Annotated in this window: 14 protein-coding genes; 6 read left to right on the forward strand and 8 right to left on the reverse strand. The window is 41.8% G+C overall.

All coding sequences use genetic code 11. The features are described from left to right. Window positions 1–29 precede the first annotated feature (29 nt). From THETH_RS00875 to THETH_RS00900, 6 genes are read left to right on the forward strand one after another with little or no spacing between them, the layout of a single operon-like run. Entirely contained in the window at window positions 30–1,010 is a 981-nt protein-coding gene (locus THETH_RS00875) for a BMP family ABC transporter substrate-binding protein (RefSeq protein ID WP_013931500.1), read from the forward strand. Further along, window positions 1,007–2,512 carry an ABC transporter ATP-binding protein gene (locus tag THETH_RS00880; protein ID WP_013931501.1) on the forward strand — a complete coding sequence of 502 codons (1,506 nt, stop codon included), beginning with the start codon at window positions 1,007–1,009 and terminating at the stop codon, window positions 2,510–2,512. The genes THETH_RS00875 and THETH_RS00880 overlap by 4 nt, the downstream gene beginning before the upstream one ends. Continuing rightward, window positions 2,509–3,504, forward strand: coding sequence for an ABC transporter permease (locus THETH_RS00885; protein ID WP_013931502.1), 996 nt, complete (start codon window positions 2,509–2,511; stop codon window positions 3,502–3,504). Before THETH_RS00880 ends, THETH_RS00885 begins: the two co-directional genes overlap by 4 nt. Beyond that, on the forward strand, window positions 3,501–4,367 hold the full coding sequence (locus THETH_RS00890) for an ABC transporter permease (protein ID WP_013931503.1): 867 nt from the start codon (window positions 3,501–3,503) through the stop codon (window positions 4,365–4,367). Before THETH_RS00885 ends, THETH_RS00890 begins: the two co-directional genes overlap by 4 nt. Continuing rightward, the gene (locus tag THETH_RS00895) at window positions 4,364–5,224 is read left to right on the forward strand and encodes a MurR/RpiR family transcriptional regulator (RefSeq protein ID WP_013931504.1); all 861 of its coding nucleotides are present in this window, start codon (window positions 4,364–4,366) and stop codon (window positions 5,222–5,224) included. Before THETH_RS00890 ends, THETH_RS00895 begins: the two co-directional genes overlap by 4 nt. Continuing rightward, a complete protein-coding gene (locus THETH_RS00900; protein WP_013931505.1) occupies window positions 5,214–6,614 on the forward strand; it encodes a xylulokinase in 1,401 nt (466 codons plus the stop codon). Before THETH_RS00895 ends, THETH_RS00900 begins: the two co-directional genes overlap by 11 nt. On the opposite strand, the gene THETH_RS00905 is transcribed toward THETH_RS00900, so the two are convergent. Genes THETH_RS00905 through THETH_RS00940 form a run of 8 tightly spaced genes read right to left on the reverse strand, consistent with a single transcriptional unit; the run spans window position 6,615 to window position 15,239 of the window. Further along, entirely contained in the window at window positions 6,615–7,577 is a 963-nt protein-coding gene (locus THETH_RS00905) for a histone deacetylase family protein (RefSeq protein ID WP_013931506.1), read from the reverse strand. Beyond that, the gene (rpiB, locus tag THETH_RS00910; RefSeq protein ID WP_013931507.1) at window positions 7,577–8,011 is read right to left on the reverse strand and encodes a ribose 5-phosphate isomerase B; all 435 of its coding nucleotides are present in this window, start codon (window positions 8,009–8,011) and stop codon (window positions 7,577–7,579) included. The genes THETH_RS00905 and rpiB overlap by 1 nt, the downstream gene beginning before the upstream one ends. Beyond that, window positions 8,008–8,370, reverse strand: a complete 363-nt coding sequence (locus tag THETH_RS00915) for an STAS domain-containing protein (RefSeq protein WP_013931508.1) — start codon at window positions 8,368–8,370, stop codon at window positions 8,008–8,010. The genes rpiB and THETH_RS00915 overlap by 4 nt, the downstream gene beginning before the upstream one ends. After that, complete coding sequence (gene lexA / locus THETH_RS00920; RefSeq protein ID WP_013931509.1) at window positions 8,360–8,965, reverse strand: transcriptional repressor LexA; 606 nt, start codon at window positions 8,963–8,965, stop codon at window positions 8,360–8,362. The genes THETH_RS00915 and lexA overlap by 11 nt, the downstream gene beginning before the upstream one ends. Continuing rightward, a complete protein-coding gene (locus THETH_RS00925; protein ID WP_013931510.1) occupies window positions 8,962–9,339 on the reverse strand; it encodes an archease in 378 nt (125 codons plus the stop codon). The genes lexA and THETH_RS00925 overlap by 4 nt, the downstream gene beginning before the upstream one ends. Next, the gene (gene gyrA, locus THETH_RS00930) at window positions 9,324–11,753 is read right to left on the reverse strand and encodes a DNA gyrase subunit A (protein WP_013931511.1); all 2,430 of its coding nucleotides are present in this window, start codon (window positions 11,751–11,753) and stop codon (window positions 9,324–9,326) included. The genes THETH_RS00925 and gyrA overlap by 16 nt, the downstream gene beginning before the upstream one ends. Window positions 11,754–11,762: 9 nt before the next feature. Further along, on the reverse strand, window positions 11,763–13,652 hold the full coding sequence (metG, locus tag THETH_RS00935) for a methionine--tRNA ligase (protein ID WP_013931512.1): 1,890 nt from the start codon (window positions 13,650–13,652) through the stop codon (window positions 11,763–11,765). Between the two features lie 21 nt (window positions 13,653–13,673). Next, a complete protein-coding gene (locus THETH_RS00940; protein ID WP_013931513.1) occupies window positions 13,674–15,239 on the reverse strand; it encodes an MBL fold hydrolase in 1,566 nt (521 codons plus the stop codon). Window positions 15,240–15,248: the final 9 nt, after the last annotated feature.

Raw genomic sequence — 15,248 nt, forward strand, 5'->3', positions numbered from 1 at the left:
ACACATTTCATTATACAGGAGGTGGTGTTGTGAAAAAACTGACGGTTTTTGCTGTCCTTCTTTTTGCCATCAGTACCTTTGCATTCCGTGCGGCTTTGTTGATCACAGGGGAAGTTGCAGGTAACGCCATTTACGAGCTTGCCGTCGAAGGTGCCAAGAAAGCTTCGCAGGAATTTGGCTTTGAGCTGCAAGTTGTCGAAGGTGGATATAACATGGCAAGGTGGGAGCCTACTTTGCTCAGTTTGGCGGCAACGGGCAAATACGACGTTATAGTTACGTTCACCGAGGGTATGCCAAAGAGTGTTGAAAAAGCTGCAAAACTTTATCCGAAACAAAAGTTCGTCCTTGTGGATGGGGTTGCACCAACTCTTCCAAATGTTTTTTCGCTTGCGTTCAAGGATGAAGAAATGACCTTTCTTGCAGGATACTTTGCCGGTTTGGTGACAAAAAGCGATATGCCAGGCGCAAATCCGGATTTGAAAGTAGGTTTGATAGCAGGGGACATTTATCCAGCTATGGTTAACAAGATGAAACCAGCCTACGAAAGAGCGGCAAAAATGGTTGATGAAAGGATAGAGGTTGTCTTCTCGGTCGTTGGAAGTTGGGCTGATCCTGCCAAGGGGGCAGAACTTGCACGAGCTCAATTTTCTCAGGGTGTTGATGTGATATTGTTGATATGTGGTGGAAGTGGAATGGGTGCGATACAAACGGCAAAGCAAATGGGTAAATACGTGATAGGCGTTGATGCGAATTATATATCCGTTGCACCTGGAACAATTTTGGCCTGCGCTTTGAAAAAGATTGATCGAGCCGTTTACGATGTTTTGAAAAGAGCATACTTGAACAGTTTGCCGTATGGAACTGTAGAAATCTGGGGGGTTAAGGAAGGCGCAATAAGCTTTACTTTCGACGATGAAAACTACAAAAAATTCGTGCCGGAATACATACAAAAGGAGATGATCAGGGTTTACCAAGATCTTGTTGAAGGAAAGATTTCTGCCTTACCATGAAAACTTACGCCGTTGAAATGCTGGATGTTCACAAGACTTTTTATTCTTCTGGAGTGAGGGCGCTTTGCGGCGCCTCACTCTTTGTTGAAGAAGGCACCGTACACGCTCTTCTTGGTGAAAATGGTGCTGGCAAGACGACTTTGATGAGAATCTTACTTGGTCTTGAAAGACCAGACAGAGGTATCATTAGGGTTTTCGGTAAAGATTTTTCAGCGAAAAGTCCAAAGGATGCCTTTAAAATGGGGATAACCATGGTTCATCAAAACGTGTCGTTGGTCGATGAATTGACCGTCCTTGAAAACATCGTGGTTGGGCAAGAACCAACGAGATTTTTCTGGAACGACAAAAAATCCAGGCATATTTTGCTTGAAACAATGCGAAAAACAGGGCTTTACATCGATGTAGACGAACGTGTGGGAAAACTGTCACTTGCGGAAAAGCAAAAAGTCGAGATTCTCAAGGCTTTGTACCGTGGTGCTAAAGTAATCGTGCTGGATGAGCCAACAGCTTACCTTTCGGAGGAAGACAGTCTTAAGTTTTACGAACTTATCAGAAAACTGAAACAATCAAACCACACCATAATCTTGATAACCCACAACGTTGACGATGTTCTTGCCGTTGCCGACAAAGTGACAGTTCTAAGGGGAGGATTCAGTGTACTTTCAGAAGATGTAAAGCTTTTGACAAAAGAGCAATTGATCAACGCCATGGTGGGAGAATACGAACCAGTGCATATTCAAAGAGTTTCACAAAAAGGTCCTTTGCTTTTAAAAGTGGAAAAGCTTTTCAACGAAAAGCTGAAAGATGTTTCCTTCTCAATTCATTTTGGCGAGATAGTTGGCTTGGTTGGTTTTACCGGTAGTGGTCAAAAAGAACTTTTTGAAACCATTATGGGTTTAAGAAAGGTTTCTTCGGGTAAAATCATTTTTCAGGATGTGCAAATAGAGAATCTTTCAACGTCGAAGATTCGAAAACTTGGCATATCCTACATTCCAGAAAATAGAATGGAGGAAGGTCTTTCGCTCAAAAATTCAATCTTTGACAATGTTATAGCCACCAAGTACGAGGATTTTGAGAAAAATGGTTGGTTAGTTCAAAGTGAGTGCGAAAACTTTGCAAAAAATGTCGTAAACTTCTTCGATGTCAAAATCAACTCGCTCAAGTTGCCTGCCAAAGTTTTATCTGGAGGAAATCTTCAAAGACTTGTGATAGCAAGAGAATGCTATGTCAAACCAAAGCTTCTTTTGGCCCATGAACCAACGGCTGGTTTGGATGTGAGATCAAGTTGGAGGTTTTACAAGATTTTGGAGGAATTGAAAAGCTCAAATAGTGCAGTTATGATCGCCTCTTCTGATTACGATGAGATGATAAAGATATGCGATAGATTTCTTTTCATCCATCAGGGTAAAATCGTTGGAGAACTTGAAAACAAGAACCTGACCAAAAAAGATCTTTTCACGACTCTTTTAAATACCACGACAAAAAGCGGGGGAAAGCCTTGAGAACTTATCTAACGAATTTGATCACGCTGCTTTTGGCCATCTTTTTTGGAATGGTTGTGCTTTGGACAGTCAGCAAGGCACCAATTATTGCCATAGAATCTTTTTTCTTACTTCCTCTTCGAAACTTTTACTTTCTATCGCAAATTTTAGTTGGAGCAGTTCCCTTGATTTTCACAGGACTTGCCGCCTTCTGTTCATTTTCTGCCGGTGTTTTCAACATAGGATTGGAAGGGCAACTTTACTTTGCAACGCTTGCAGGCACCTTTGTGGCGCTACATTTAAAGGGTTTCCAAGCAGTTTTTTTCGCACTTTTAGTTGCTTTCATCGTTGGATCTGCTGTTGCCAGCCTGTCGGCCTTTTTGAAGATAAAACTCAACATCGATGAACTCATAACGACTTTTTTAGTAAGTAACGGCTTGATACACGTGACAAACTTTCTTTTGAACACTTATCTGAGAGATCCAATGGCTGCTCTGTCTGCAACAAAGTATCTTCACGTTGAAGTTTTGACGATCCCAGGGCTTAACGTTCACGTTGGATTTTTGGTGGCAATTCTTCTTGCCATCTGGCTTCAAATGGTTTTTGAAAAGAGTGTGCTTGGCTATCAAATGCGGTTGGTCGGAGGAAACGTTGTTTTTTCAAGATATGCCGGAATAGATGTTGAAAAAACGTGGTGGATTGCCTTTGCGTTGAGTGGGGGCCTGGCTGCACTCGGTGGAATGGTGGATGTACTGGCTGTGCATGGAAGGATGATAAGAGGTTTTTCGTTTGGCTATGGTTGGAACGGTATAGCGGTTGCGCTTCTTGCCAAAAACAAACCGTTTTTTGTGATTTTCAGTGCGCTGTTTTTCTCTTATCTTGAAACGGGAGCCCAAATTGCCTCGATATTTGCCGACGTTACACCGGAGATAGCAAGACTGGTTCAAGCCAGTGTATTTTACCTTGTTACCGCGGAGGCTTTGGCGAGTTTGAAAAGGAGAGTTTCAAAATGATGGAGCTTTTAAAGATGACTTTCACCGCATCGGTGCCGATTGTTCTTGCCGGACTTGGTGGGCTCTTCACAAACGTGACAAACACTTTGAACATAGGTTTGGAAGGTTTGATGCTTCTTTCTGCTTTCTTGACACTTCTTTTTGCTCAGAACACATCGAGTCTTTTGGTTGGAATACTTCTCAGCTGCTTGGTTTGTGTAGGCTTTTCCTTGTTGATGATTTTTCTTCACTTGAAGTTGAAAACCAACCTTTTCGTTGTCGGTTTGGCGACCAACCTTATGGCAGCAGGTTTGACGGTTTTTCTTGCCGCTCAAATTTTTGGAACAAAAGGTACAATATTCTTTGAGAAATTGCCGGATGTTCCGACTTTGAAGTTGAAAGGTATTCCGATTTTGGAATTTTTCGATGGTTTTGGGGTATTCGAAGCTGCTGCCGTACTCTGTACGATAATGTGTTGGATAATTTTGAAAAAGACAAACTTTGGATACCGCATGAAAGTGGTGGGAAAAGGTTTTGAGCTGGCAAGAAGGTTTGGAATAAATCCAGAAAGTAACTTGATCTGGGTGTACACGATCTGTGGAATCTTGTGCGCACTTGCTGGTGCTTCTTTGTCTTTGCCGATCAAAGCTTTTGTAACGGGCATGACCAACGGTAGAGGTTGGATTTCACTTGTGGCAGTTATAATAGCCAAGGACAGTGCTTGGAAGCTTTTTGTGGCAGCCGTTGTATTTGGATTCGCCTCGGCACTGACGAACTTTCTTCAAGTTTTGTCTCATCTTCCGCAGGAGTTCTTACTTTCCTTCCCGTTTTTCTTCACACTGCTTGTTTTGATAATTTATTCAAAAGGAAGTGGATCGAAATGACAGGACAAAAAAGCCTTTTTCAGGTTATACGCGATCAACTGCCAAATTTGAGCGAAAGTTTGAGAAACATAGCGACGTTTTTCATACAAAATCCAGACTTGGTTTTGAAGATGAACATAGTTGAGCTCGCAAAAGCGGCAAATGTTTCTCCCTCAACTGTTTTTGACTTTGCCAAAAAGCTTGGTTACTCTGGATTTAGAGAGTTGAAAATAGCGCTTGCCCAAGAACTTCAACTTTTCCACTCTCTGAAGCTCGATGAAGAAAAACTATCTTCGGTTGCAAAGAATTTTTTGCCCTTTGTCTTTGAAAACATCTCAGAATCCTTTCAATTGATAGAGAAAGAATCGATAGAAAAAGCGGCAAAAGCGATATTGAAAAGCAATGTGGTTGAAATTCTTTCATACGGTTTTGACTCCATAGCCGGAAAGGATCTTTTTTTGAAATTGAAACAACTTGGTTTTCAAGTTAACTTCTTTGACAACCCCTTTCTCCAGAGTATTTCCACCTCTAATCTTCCTGAGAACTCTTGCGTGGTTGCGATATCCAGCAGCTATTCTTCGACGGATATGCTGGATGCAATGATGTTTGCAAAAAAAGCCAAAGCAACTGTCGTGGCAATTGCTCCACCTGGTTCAAAAATTGCCGAAAACTGCGACATATTGATTCCATCGTATGTTCAAAACGAACTTCTTTCGGAAGGTGGAATTTTGACAAAATATCTTCAACTTTTCATCGTAGACACCTTGTTCATAACTTTGATGGAGTTGGAAAAGGAGAAAATGGTTCAAAAATACAAACACTTTGAACAAGTGCTTTTCTTCAAGCGCCAAAGAAGGGGAGATAAAGGTGTCGTCTGAGCTTTTTGCTGCTGTCGATATCGGAACAACAAATGTAAAACTTGCCTTTTTCGATGAAAACGGTGAAAAGGTTTTCTTTTGTCAACAAAGGTGTTTTTCAACGCCGAAAGACGGCGTCAGCGAAGTGAAACCTGAAAAATGGTGGGCAACAGTTGTTCAGTGCTTTCACAAAGCCGATCAACAGTTGAGGAAAAAAGTTGTTGCGATTTGCGTAACTGGTCAAGGTCCAACGACGGTTTTGGTTTCAAAATCAGGTTCGACCGTTGGAAACGCGATAACATGGATGGACAAAAGGGGCATGGAAAAACTTGAACAAATAACATCTCAGGGAATCGACGAACAAACAGCCGTAGGTTTGTCGCACCTTTTGGTTTTGAACGATCTTTTGCAAGAAGAAGTTTTTTTACTTCAACCAAGTGATTATATTGTCTTTAAACTCACAGGTAGATTAATCAACGCAAGTTTTCCGAGGCGAGGATATTTACCGTGGTATCAGGAAGATCTTGAGAAATTTCGTCTACACGAAAAGTTTTTACTACCAGAATTTGTTCCAACAGGACAGATAGTTTCACAGCTGGAAAAAAATGTTGCCAAATCGCTTGGGTTGGATCACACGGTGAAGGTGGTCGCAGGGGCACCGGATTTTGCAATGGCTTTGATTGGAACTGCAACTGTGGAAGATGGATATTTGTGCGACAGGGGTGGAACTTCACAAGGCGTAACGTTGTGCAGTCTTGTAAAACCAGAAAACAAAGGATTGATAGTTACACCGTTCATGTTCGGTGATCTGTGGAAAGTCAGCGGTGTGATGAACACGACCGGTGCTGCTTACGAATGGATGTCCAAAAACATCACAAGGGCAAGGTTGGTGGAACTTTCAAAACTTTTGACGGTCAAAAGACCAACGAATCTGATTTTTCTTCCACATTTAAATGGAGAGAGAAGCCCATACTGGAATCCAAAGATGAAAGGAGTTTTGTTTGGCTTAACACTTGAAAACGATTGGAAAACGCTTTTGGTGGCAGTGATCGAAGGTGTGGCTTTTTCGATAAGACAAATCATGGAATTGATGGAAGAATCTGGATGCAAAGTTAAAGCGATAAGGGTAACTGGTGGACAAGCTCTGAACGATCTTTGGAACCAAGTGAAAGCAGATGTTTTAAACAGGCAAATAGAAGTTCCAAAGATTCACGATTCAGAACTTTTGGGATGTGCGATAAGCTGTTTAAGCGCACTAACCGGTGAGGATATTGCAGAGCTTAGCAAAAAGTCGGTTAAAATAGAAAAAAAATTCTATCCGGTGGCTCAAAGACAACCGGATTACGAAAGACTTTATCAACTTTACAAATTGCTCCATGAAAGGACCATGGACCTTCACGAGAAATTGTGATCATTCCAAAGCAGAGAAGAAATTCACGGCACTTGCCGCATTTGCTTGCGGGTTATATCCTCCCTCTTGAATGACGAGCATTGGGATCTTCAACTTTGAAAGTTGCTTTGCCATCTTTGAGTAATCTTGATCTGTTAGCAAGAAATCTCCGACTGGATCGTCTTTGTGTGTGTCGAATCCAAGAGAGACTATCAAAACATCGGGGTAATAATCTCTGATTTCGTTCACCGCATAGGCAAGGGCTGCAGAATACTCGCTCCAATCGGCTTTTGGAGGAAGCGGTAGATTCAAGTTGAATCCTTCACCTGGTCCTTCGCCAACCTCACTTTCCCTTCCGGTAATCCACGGATAAAAGTACTTTGGATCCCCATGGATGGATATGTAGTAAACCATGTCGGTATCGTAGAAAATTTCTTGTGTACCATTTCCATGGTGAAAATCCAAATCGAGTATTGCTACCCTCTCGGCTCCCCTTTTTAAAAAATACATTGCACAAATTGCAGCGTTGTTGAAGTAGCAGTAACCTCCACAGTAACCTCTGGTTGCATGATGTCCAGGTGGTCTGATCAAAGCGTACACAACGTTGTTTGAATCGATCAATCTTGCCGCGGTTAAAGCAGCGTCAACAGCCCTTTTGGCAACCTCAAAGGTGTTTCTCTTTATGGGTGTACCTGTGTCGAAGCATTTGTCGTAACCGAAAACTTCCGTGATGTACTCTTCGTCCTCCGACAAAGATTCACATTTGGCTTTGAGCCAGGAAACGTATTCTTCATCGTGAACAAGATAGATGTAGTTTATAGGAAACTTCGAGGGCGGGACGAAGTTGTCAAAGCCCTTCATTATCAAAGCGTCTTTTATTTGGTTTATTCTTTCAGGCTTTTCGGGATTTTCGATGAACCTTCCTTTATCTATCTCTTTTGTTGGATAGTGCGATACGTGCGCGGGATCGTAGACTATTTTCATCAGCCCAATTCCTCCAATTTTTGAATTCGTTTTTCGTGTCTTCCTCCTTGAAACCCCTCTGTTAAAAAAGCCTCGACTATCCAATTCGCCAACTCAGGTCCTATAAGTCTTCCAGGTAAAACCAAAACATTTGCGTTGTTGTGAGATCTGGCAAGTTTTGCCATCTCTGGGAAAAGGCACAGCGCGGCTCTTATGCCTTTTATTCTGTTGGCGGCTATACTCATTCCAATACCGGTTCCACAGACCAAAATCCCAAAATCCGCAACGTTGTTTTTCAAATCCTCGGCAACTTTTTTTGCAAAATCTGGATAATCCACCGATTCCTCACTGTAAGTGCCTTCGTCGATGACTTTGTAGCCTTTTGAAATCAAATAGCTCTTAACACTTTCTTTCAACCTGAAACCGGCATGGTCTGCGCCAAGTGCTATTTTCAACTTTTTCCCTCCTCAAGCAAGGCTTTTATCGCGTCTTCAACGTTGGGAAAGATTCTAAAAACAGACACAAGAGAAGTTATTTGAAAAATTCTCATCAAGTTGTCGTTTAAACCACAGAGTACCAAAGTCCCTCCGTTCAGCCTGCAAGATCTTTGAAGTCCAACCAACACTCCCAAGGCGGAACTGTCCATGTACTCAACGCTTGAAAGATCTATTATCAAATTAACCTTCCCTTGGTTTATGTACTCGTTTTTGACCTTCTCCTTGAAATCCGACGAGTTGTACAGATCAAGGATACCTGTAGGTTTTATGATCCACAAATCCTTCACGTTTTTTACCGTGAAAAGCTCATTGCCCATAGATTCTTATCACTCCCACAACTTTGCCGAGAATTTCGACCTTGTCAGCCGGTAATTCCATTGGTTGCATGTGTGAATTTATTGGCATCAAGACAAGTTTGCCGTCTTTTATGTATACCTTTCTCAACATTCTTTGTGTATTGTTCAAAAGAACTACTGCAATGTCGCCGTTGTTTACAGTATACTGTTTTCTCAAAATGAGATAATCGCCGTTGACGATATGCTCGCTCATCATGCTTTCATCTCTAGCTTTCAGAACAAAATACTCAAAGATCGATTTTGCCATGTTCAAGGGTACATCTACCGTCTCCGTTGAATCTTCAATATTTTCTATGACGTTCCCGGCGACTATTTCCCCAGCGATGGGAAGTCTTATCGCTTCAGTTCTGTACTTTATCTTGATGGCTCTTGCCTTTTTCGAACGGGTTATGTAACCTTTTTTCTCCAAAGCCACAACATGAAGCATGGCGCCTCTTGGGGTTATGCGAAAAGCTTTTGCAATATCCCTTATGCTCGGTGGATAGCCATGTTTGTTTATGTAGTTTTCTATGAACTCCAAAACCTCTTTCTGCCTCTCGGTAAGCTCTTTACTCATGTGTCAAACACCACCTTTAATTTTAGAATATTTTTCTCTTCAACAATCTGCAAACCATGGTAAGTCAACGCTTTAAACTCCGTCCCGTGAATTTTTTGAACCTTGCAAAATCGAACAAGAAGTTTCTGTTGTACTTCGCATTCTTTTGGAAAAAGCTTCTTTGCATCGATCATGTATATCCAGTCGTTGACCACGTCGAAGACCAAGTCTTCGATCGATTTGTTTATGTCGTATTCGACAACTGTACATTCATCCAGAAAAACTGGACTGTAGTGATCTTTGAATATCTCTATTAAATCTGAAAATATGCATTTTAAAGAATCGCAAACTATTTCATATCTCACATCTGCCGTGTGGTCTAGTTCTCTGTACATTTTTCGATCACCGCAAAGTGCGAAACCTCATCGTCGCCGTCTAGTTCCAATATTTTCACACCCTTGGCAGTCCTTCCAAGGACACTGATCGCAGAAACGCTGAGCCTGATCGACTGACCATTTTTCGTCATGAGCAAAACCTCAGATTGCGGATCGGTGACGACGTCTACTCCTGCCAAGGTACCGACTTTTTCAACTTCCGACAAAGTCTTGATGCCAATTCCACCACGATTTTGAAGCCTATATTCAGCAACAGGCGTTCTTTTTCCAAAACCCTTTGTTGTTACAGTTAAGATTTCACAGTTTTCGTTTGGAATACTTACCATTCCAACAACTTCATCGTTCTCCCTCAATTCTATACCTTTGACTCCCATGGCTGCTCTGCCCATCGGTCTAACTTCGGACATAGAAAATCTGATTGCCATGCCGTTTTTCGTGGCCATCAAAACTTGTTCGGAATCGCTGTAACAAAGTTTTGCTGCGACGACACAATCGTTGTCCTCAAAAGTTATGGCTTTGATACCGCGACTTGCGGCATTTTCGAATTCTTTCAACGGGGTTCTTTTGATTTTTCCCTGCTTTGTCACCAGCACAAGATCTCCCTTCCATTCGTCGAAAGGAAGCATCGTCACAACAATCTCATCTTCTTCGAGGTTTAAATACGCTCTGATAGGCTTGCCTTTGCTGTCACGACCGGTTACTTCTATTTCGTAGTTTTTCAAAACGAAGGCTTTTCCTTTCGATGAGATGAACAAGGTTTGGGCCAAACTTCTTGTACTGCAAACCATTGTTATTTCATCGTCTTCAGATGTTTTGACTCCAATGACACCTTTACCACCGCGTCTTTGCGTTCGGTAATCCCTCAAGCTGGTTGCCTTGAGATACCCCTTTTGTGTCAAAGTCAGCACGATTTCCTCGTCCACGACATAGCTTTCTGGACTGTGATCAAGCTCTTCTGAAAGATCCATTATCTGCGTTCTTCTCTCATCTTTGTATTTCCTCTCGATCTCTTCGAGTTCTTTGTCCATGACTTCGTAGACTTTTTCGTCTTTTGTTATTATTTCTTTAGCCTCTTCGATGTTTTTGATGAGCTGAGAATATTCGCTTTGAAGTTTTTCAACCTCAAGGCTGGTAAGTCTTCCAAGCCTCATGTCCAAGATCGCTTTTGCTTGCTCTTCGGTGATCGACAACGTTTCGATCAAGTTTTTGATGGCTTCTTGGCTGTCTTTGCTCGTTCGAACTATGTCTACGACAACTCCTATTGCGCGCGCGGCTTTTATCAATCCTTCTATGATGTGTGCCCTTTTCGAATAAACTTTGAACTGATACTCAGCCCTTTTTCTGATAACTTCAAATCTGTGGTTTATAAAGGCTTTGATGAGTTGTTGAAGGTTCATCAGCTTCGGTTTTTTCGCATCTATGACAAGCATTTGAACGTTGAAGCTGTCTTCAAGCTTTGTGTTTTTGAAAAGGTTGTTCAAAACAACCTGTTTGTCTGCGTTCTTTGCAAGCTCTATGACTATTCTCAGACCAGTTTTGTCCGACTCGTCCCTCACGTTTTTGATCATAAGCTTTGGTTCTTTGGTTGCGTAATTTGCTATTTCTTCAACCAGACTTGCCTTGCTCACAGTGTACGGTATTTCGGTTATGACGATTTTGTTGAATTTCTTGTCCTCTTCAAAATGCGTTTTTGCACGTATTATTATTCTGCCTTTTCCCGTGGCGTAGACTTCAGGAAGCTCTTTTGCGTTTACGACTATTCCTCCGGTTGGAAAATCTGGTCCCTTTATGAACTGAAGTAGCTTCGAAATGGTCGCATTTGGATTTTTGATAACATATCTAATCGCTTCGACAACCTCTGCAAGGTTGTGCGGCGGTATGTTCGTCGCCATGCCAACGGCTATACCACTTGCACCGTTCAAAAGAAGGTTTGGCACTTTAGCAGGTAGAACTGTTGGTTCTTCCAAAGTGTCATCGAAGTTTTTGGTCATCGGAACTGTTTCTTTGTCAAGATCTTCGAGCATTTCTTCAGCCAGCTGTGAAAGCTTGGCTTCGGTGTATCGCATTGCCGCAGGAGGATCTCTGTCTATGGAACCAAAGTTACCTTGCCCGATGACCAAAGGATATCTCATCACAAAGGGTTGAGCCATTCTCACAAGAGCATCGTAAACAGCCGCATCTCCGTGTGGATGGTATTTACCTATGACCTCTCCAACGATTCTTGCAGATTTTTTGGTTTGTGCATTGTGAGTCAAACCAAGTTCGTACATGGCATAGAGAATGCGCCTTTGTACTGGCTTTAGACCGTCACGAACATCAGGTATTGCGCGTCCTATTATGACGCTCATCGAATAATTCATGTAAAGCTCAACAAGTTCTTCTTCTATTGGTCTTGTCAAAAGCTCTGTCACCATGTTTCCCTCCTATGAAACTGTTGCGCCAGGAGCTATCTCTCCATCAACTGTCAGTATTCTCAAAGTATCGTTGAACTTTGCAGCAAGAAGCATGCCTTGAGATTCTATACCCATGAGCTTGGCAGGCTTAAGGTTTGCCACGATGATGATGGTTTTACCAATCAAATCCTCCGGCGCATAGTACTTGGCAATTCCAGCAACGATTTGTCTGGTTCCAAGCTCACCGACGTCGACAACGAGTTTTAAAAGCTTCTCGGATTTTGGAACTCTTTCCGCTGAAATAACCTTCGCGGTTCTAAGTTCGACTTTTTTGAACTGGTCGATGTCTATTAGGTTTTGAACATTCTCCATTTTATTCTCCTCCTTTTGAACCGTTGGAACGTATTCTTTTTTCTCAAAAAGCGGTGCTCCTTTGTAAACGCTTGAACCAGGTTTTAAAACCGCCCAATTTTTCAAAACAGATTCGTTGATTGGGCCATCGTACCCAAGCCTCTTGAAAACCTCCGAAGAAGAATCAGGCATGATCGGATAAAACATCGTTGCAACCTTCAAAACGGCTTCGCAGACGTTGTAAAGAACTGTGGAAAGTTCATCTAGTTTTCCTTCTTTTGCAAGTACCCAAGGCCTTTTTTCATCGAAGTATTTGTTGGCTGCGGCAAGGATTCTCATAACGCTTTCCACAGCCTGGGTCAAAGCGTAGCTTTCCATGTTGTTTATGTATTCTTCAACACCGTTGAGAACTTGTTGTTTGAATCTTTCATCGATTTCATCGTATTTCGAAGGTGAAGGAAGCTTTCCGTTGAAATGTTTTTCAACCATTGCAAGAGTCCTATGCAGAAGGTTTCCGTAATCGTTTGCCAAATCGCTGTTGAGTCTTTCAACCAAGTTCCTTTCAGAAAAATCCCCATCTTTTCCAAAGGTTATGTCGCGCAGAAGGTAAAATCTCAAAACGTCGTTTCCGTATTTGTCAACAAAGTACTTTGGATCTATGGCATTTCCCAAAGATTTTGAGATCTTTTGGCCATCCACGGTCAACCAACCGTGTGCGTATATCACCTTCGGCAAAGGAAGGCCAACTGACATCAGCATTGCTGGCCATATTATCGAATGGAAGCGATTGATTTCCTTTCCTATTAGGTGAAGGTCGGCTGGCCAGTACCTGTTGAATTTTTCCATATCGTACGGATAACCTATGGCAGAGACATAGTTTATCAACGCATCAACCCAAACGTAGATGACGTGGTCTGGATCGTCTGGCATCGGAACGCCCCACTTGAAAGTGGTTCTGGTTATGCTTAAATCCTTTAACCCGCCTTCTAAAATCTTCAGCATCTCGTTTCTTCTAAAATCAGGTTGCACAAAATCTGGATTTTCCTCAAAGTGTTTCAAGAGAGCATCTCTGTATTTTGAAAGCTTAAAGAAATAGTTCTCCTCTCGGACAAATTTCAGTTCTCTTCCGCACGATGGACACAATTTTTCTTCTCCAATTTCATCTTCGCTCCAATAGCTTTCACACGGTACGCAGTACCAGCCTTTGTACTCTCCTTTGTAAATATCTCCGTTTTCCTTCATCTTTTTGACAAAGTACTGCACCACTTCCATATGCCTTGGATCGGTTGTCCTTATGAATCCATCGTTCGTTATCTTCAACTTTTTCCAAAGTTGCACGAACTTTTCTGCAAGTTCATCACAAAAAGTTTGTGGATCTTTACCTGCGTTCGTAGCAGCCTGTAAAATTTTTTGACCATGTTCATCGGTTCCTGTTAAAAAGAAAACATCATACCCCATCATTCTTTTATACCGAGCAATGATATCGGCAATTATAGTCGTATAGGCACTTCCAACGTGCGGTTCTGAATTAACGTAGTATATCGGTGTGGTTATGTAAAACTTTTTCAAGTTGTTCACCTCCACATACACCTAAGTATACCACATGTTTTTCAATATGATCTTTTCTTTTCCCCATCTTTCAACGAACCATTCTTTTTCTTCTGTATGAACAGGCAAGATGTAATCAGGTTCAAGGGAATTTATGAATTCTTCAAGATCTTCGGCAGATATGTGCCCCGACGCGTGAAATTCTTTTGTGAAAACGGCTTCGCCGTCTTCAAATCTAATCCCAAACGGTTGTATGAAAAATTTCTTCAACCAATTTCCAAGCCTTTTGGTATCTATCAATTGCTCTTCGGTGTAAGCTTCACTCGTTGAGTGTATGTAGATCGAACCTTCAAGGGCGCTTGGATCAAGATCGAGCAGCATGGGGATTTCCCAATAACCTGCGCAGACAATGTATTTTGACGGATTTGATTCTATTTGATCAGGACCAATCAAAATACCTTCTTCTATGGCTTGCTTCAAAACCTGTTCCTCAAAGCTTGAAAACTGAACCTTCGCAACGTGGTAAACTTTGATTTGCTTCCTTTCTTCTTCGGAAAGCTTCCAAGCCGGTTCTATCTGCTCCATCATGATCAAATATGCGTAATCTTTTGGCATCAAGACCAGATACCTTTCCGTTTTGCAAGCGATCAAAAGAAAAGTCAAAAGTCTTTCCAGATGCCTTACGGGAAAATCTGCTATGACGAGTTTATTTGTTTTACCAACAAGTTCCAAAGCTTTTTCGTAAACATCCTTTTCCGTGGTTTCGCTGTCTGTCTTTCGAGCCACCCTTGTGCCTTCGGTTATCAACAGCAAAGGTTTTTTATCGCGAAGAACATCGAAGAACAAGCTGGTCCTTTTGGCAAGCTCTAACCTGGTTGGTCCAAAATGCTCAAACCAAAAGCTTTCCTCTTCTTTTGTTCTTGGACCTAGTCTGAAATCTCCTGTGTACGCGACCCAAAGCCCGTCAACTTTGACTATCAATCCAGCAGCGCCTATGACTGAATGGTAAGCACGTTGGACGATCAGCCGATCGTCCCACAAGTCTGATGGATCTGTGAAAATAAATCTTTCTTCAAGTTGATCTTTCGTGTTCAAAGAACCTATTATGCAAACCTTTCTTTTTTGAAATTTTTCCGACTTGCTGCGGGTTATTTCGGTCAGATCCGATCGAATCAAAGGATCACTGGGTTTAACGCGTTTTCTGGGATAAAGTTCTGCGATCAAATCTTGCTTTAAATCAGAATTTGCCTTCATGATAGCCAAAGTTTCGTTGGTCATCAAAAGTGGAATGTCTGGTTTTATCAATCCAATCATTCCACAGTGATCCGCATGCGCGTGGCTGATGAAAAGAAATTTCACGTCAATTGAATCATCAAAACAAGGTGGGTTTAGATCCTCTCTGTAAATATCGAGCTTTGGTATCAGTTCAAGCTTGCTAAGATCAGCCAAAATTCTGCCGGTTCTTGGCTGAACGAACTCTTCAAAGAACAAAGACCAAAGGGTAAAATTCAAGCCAAAATCCAGTAAAAACCCTTTGTTAGATTTATCTGCAACAAGAATTTTGTTACCACCAATCGTTTCATGACCGTCGAGAACTTTTATAAGCAAAAAATCACT

The sequence above is a fragment of the Pseudothermotoga thermarum DSM 5069 genome, assembly GCF_000217815.1.
GTDB classification, from domain to species: Bacteria; Thermotogota; Thermotogae; order Thermotogales; family DSM-5069; genus Pseudothermotoga; species Pseudothermotoga thermarum.

What these genes read in the sequence shown, in the direction of transcription:
- THETH_RS00880 (WP_013931501.1), top strand. Translation starts at nt 1,007, where the DNA reads ATGAAAACTTACGCCGTTGAAATGCTGGATGTTCACAAGACTTTTTAT.
- THETH_RS00890 (WP_013931503.1), top strand. Translation starts at nt 3,501, where the DNA reads ATGATGGAGCTTTTAAAGATGACTTTCACCGCATCGGTGCCGATTGTT.
- THETH_RS00895 (WP_013931504.1), top strand. Translation starts at nt 4,364, where the DNA reads ATGACAGGACAAAAAAGCCTTTTTCAGGTTATACGCGATCAACTGCCA.
- THETH_RS00905 (WP_013931506.1), bottom strand. Translation starts at nt 7,577, where the DNA reads ATGAAAATAGTCTACGATCCCGCGCACGTATCGCACTATCCAACAAAA.
- THETH_RS00915 (WP_013931508.1), bottom strand. Translation starts at nt 8,370, where the DNA reads ATGGGCAATGAGCTTTTCACGGTAAAAAACGTGAAGGATTTGTGGATC.
- lexA (WP_013931509.1), bottom strand. Translation starts at nt 8,965, where the DNA reads ATGAGTAAAGAGCTTACCGAGAGGCAGAAAGAGGTTTTGGAGTTCATA.
- THETH_RS00925 (WP_013931510.1), bottom strand. Translation starts at nt 9,339, where the DNA reads ATGTACAGAGAACTAGACCACACGGCAGATGTGAGATATGAAATAGTT.
- gyrA (WP_013931511.1), bottom strand. Translation starts at nt 11,753, where the DNA reads ATGGTGACAGAGCTTTTGACAAGACCAATAGAAGAAGAACTTGTTGAG.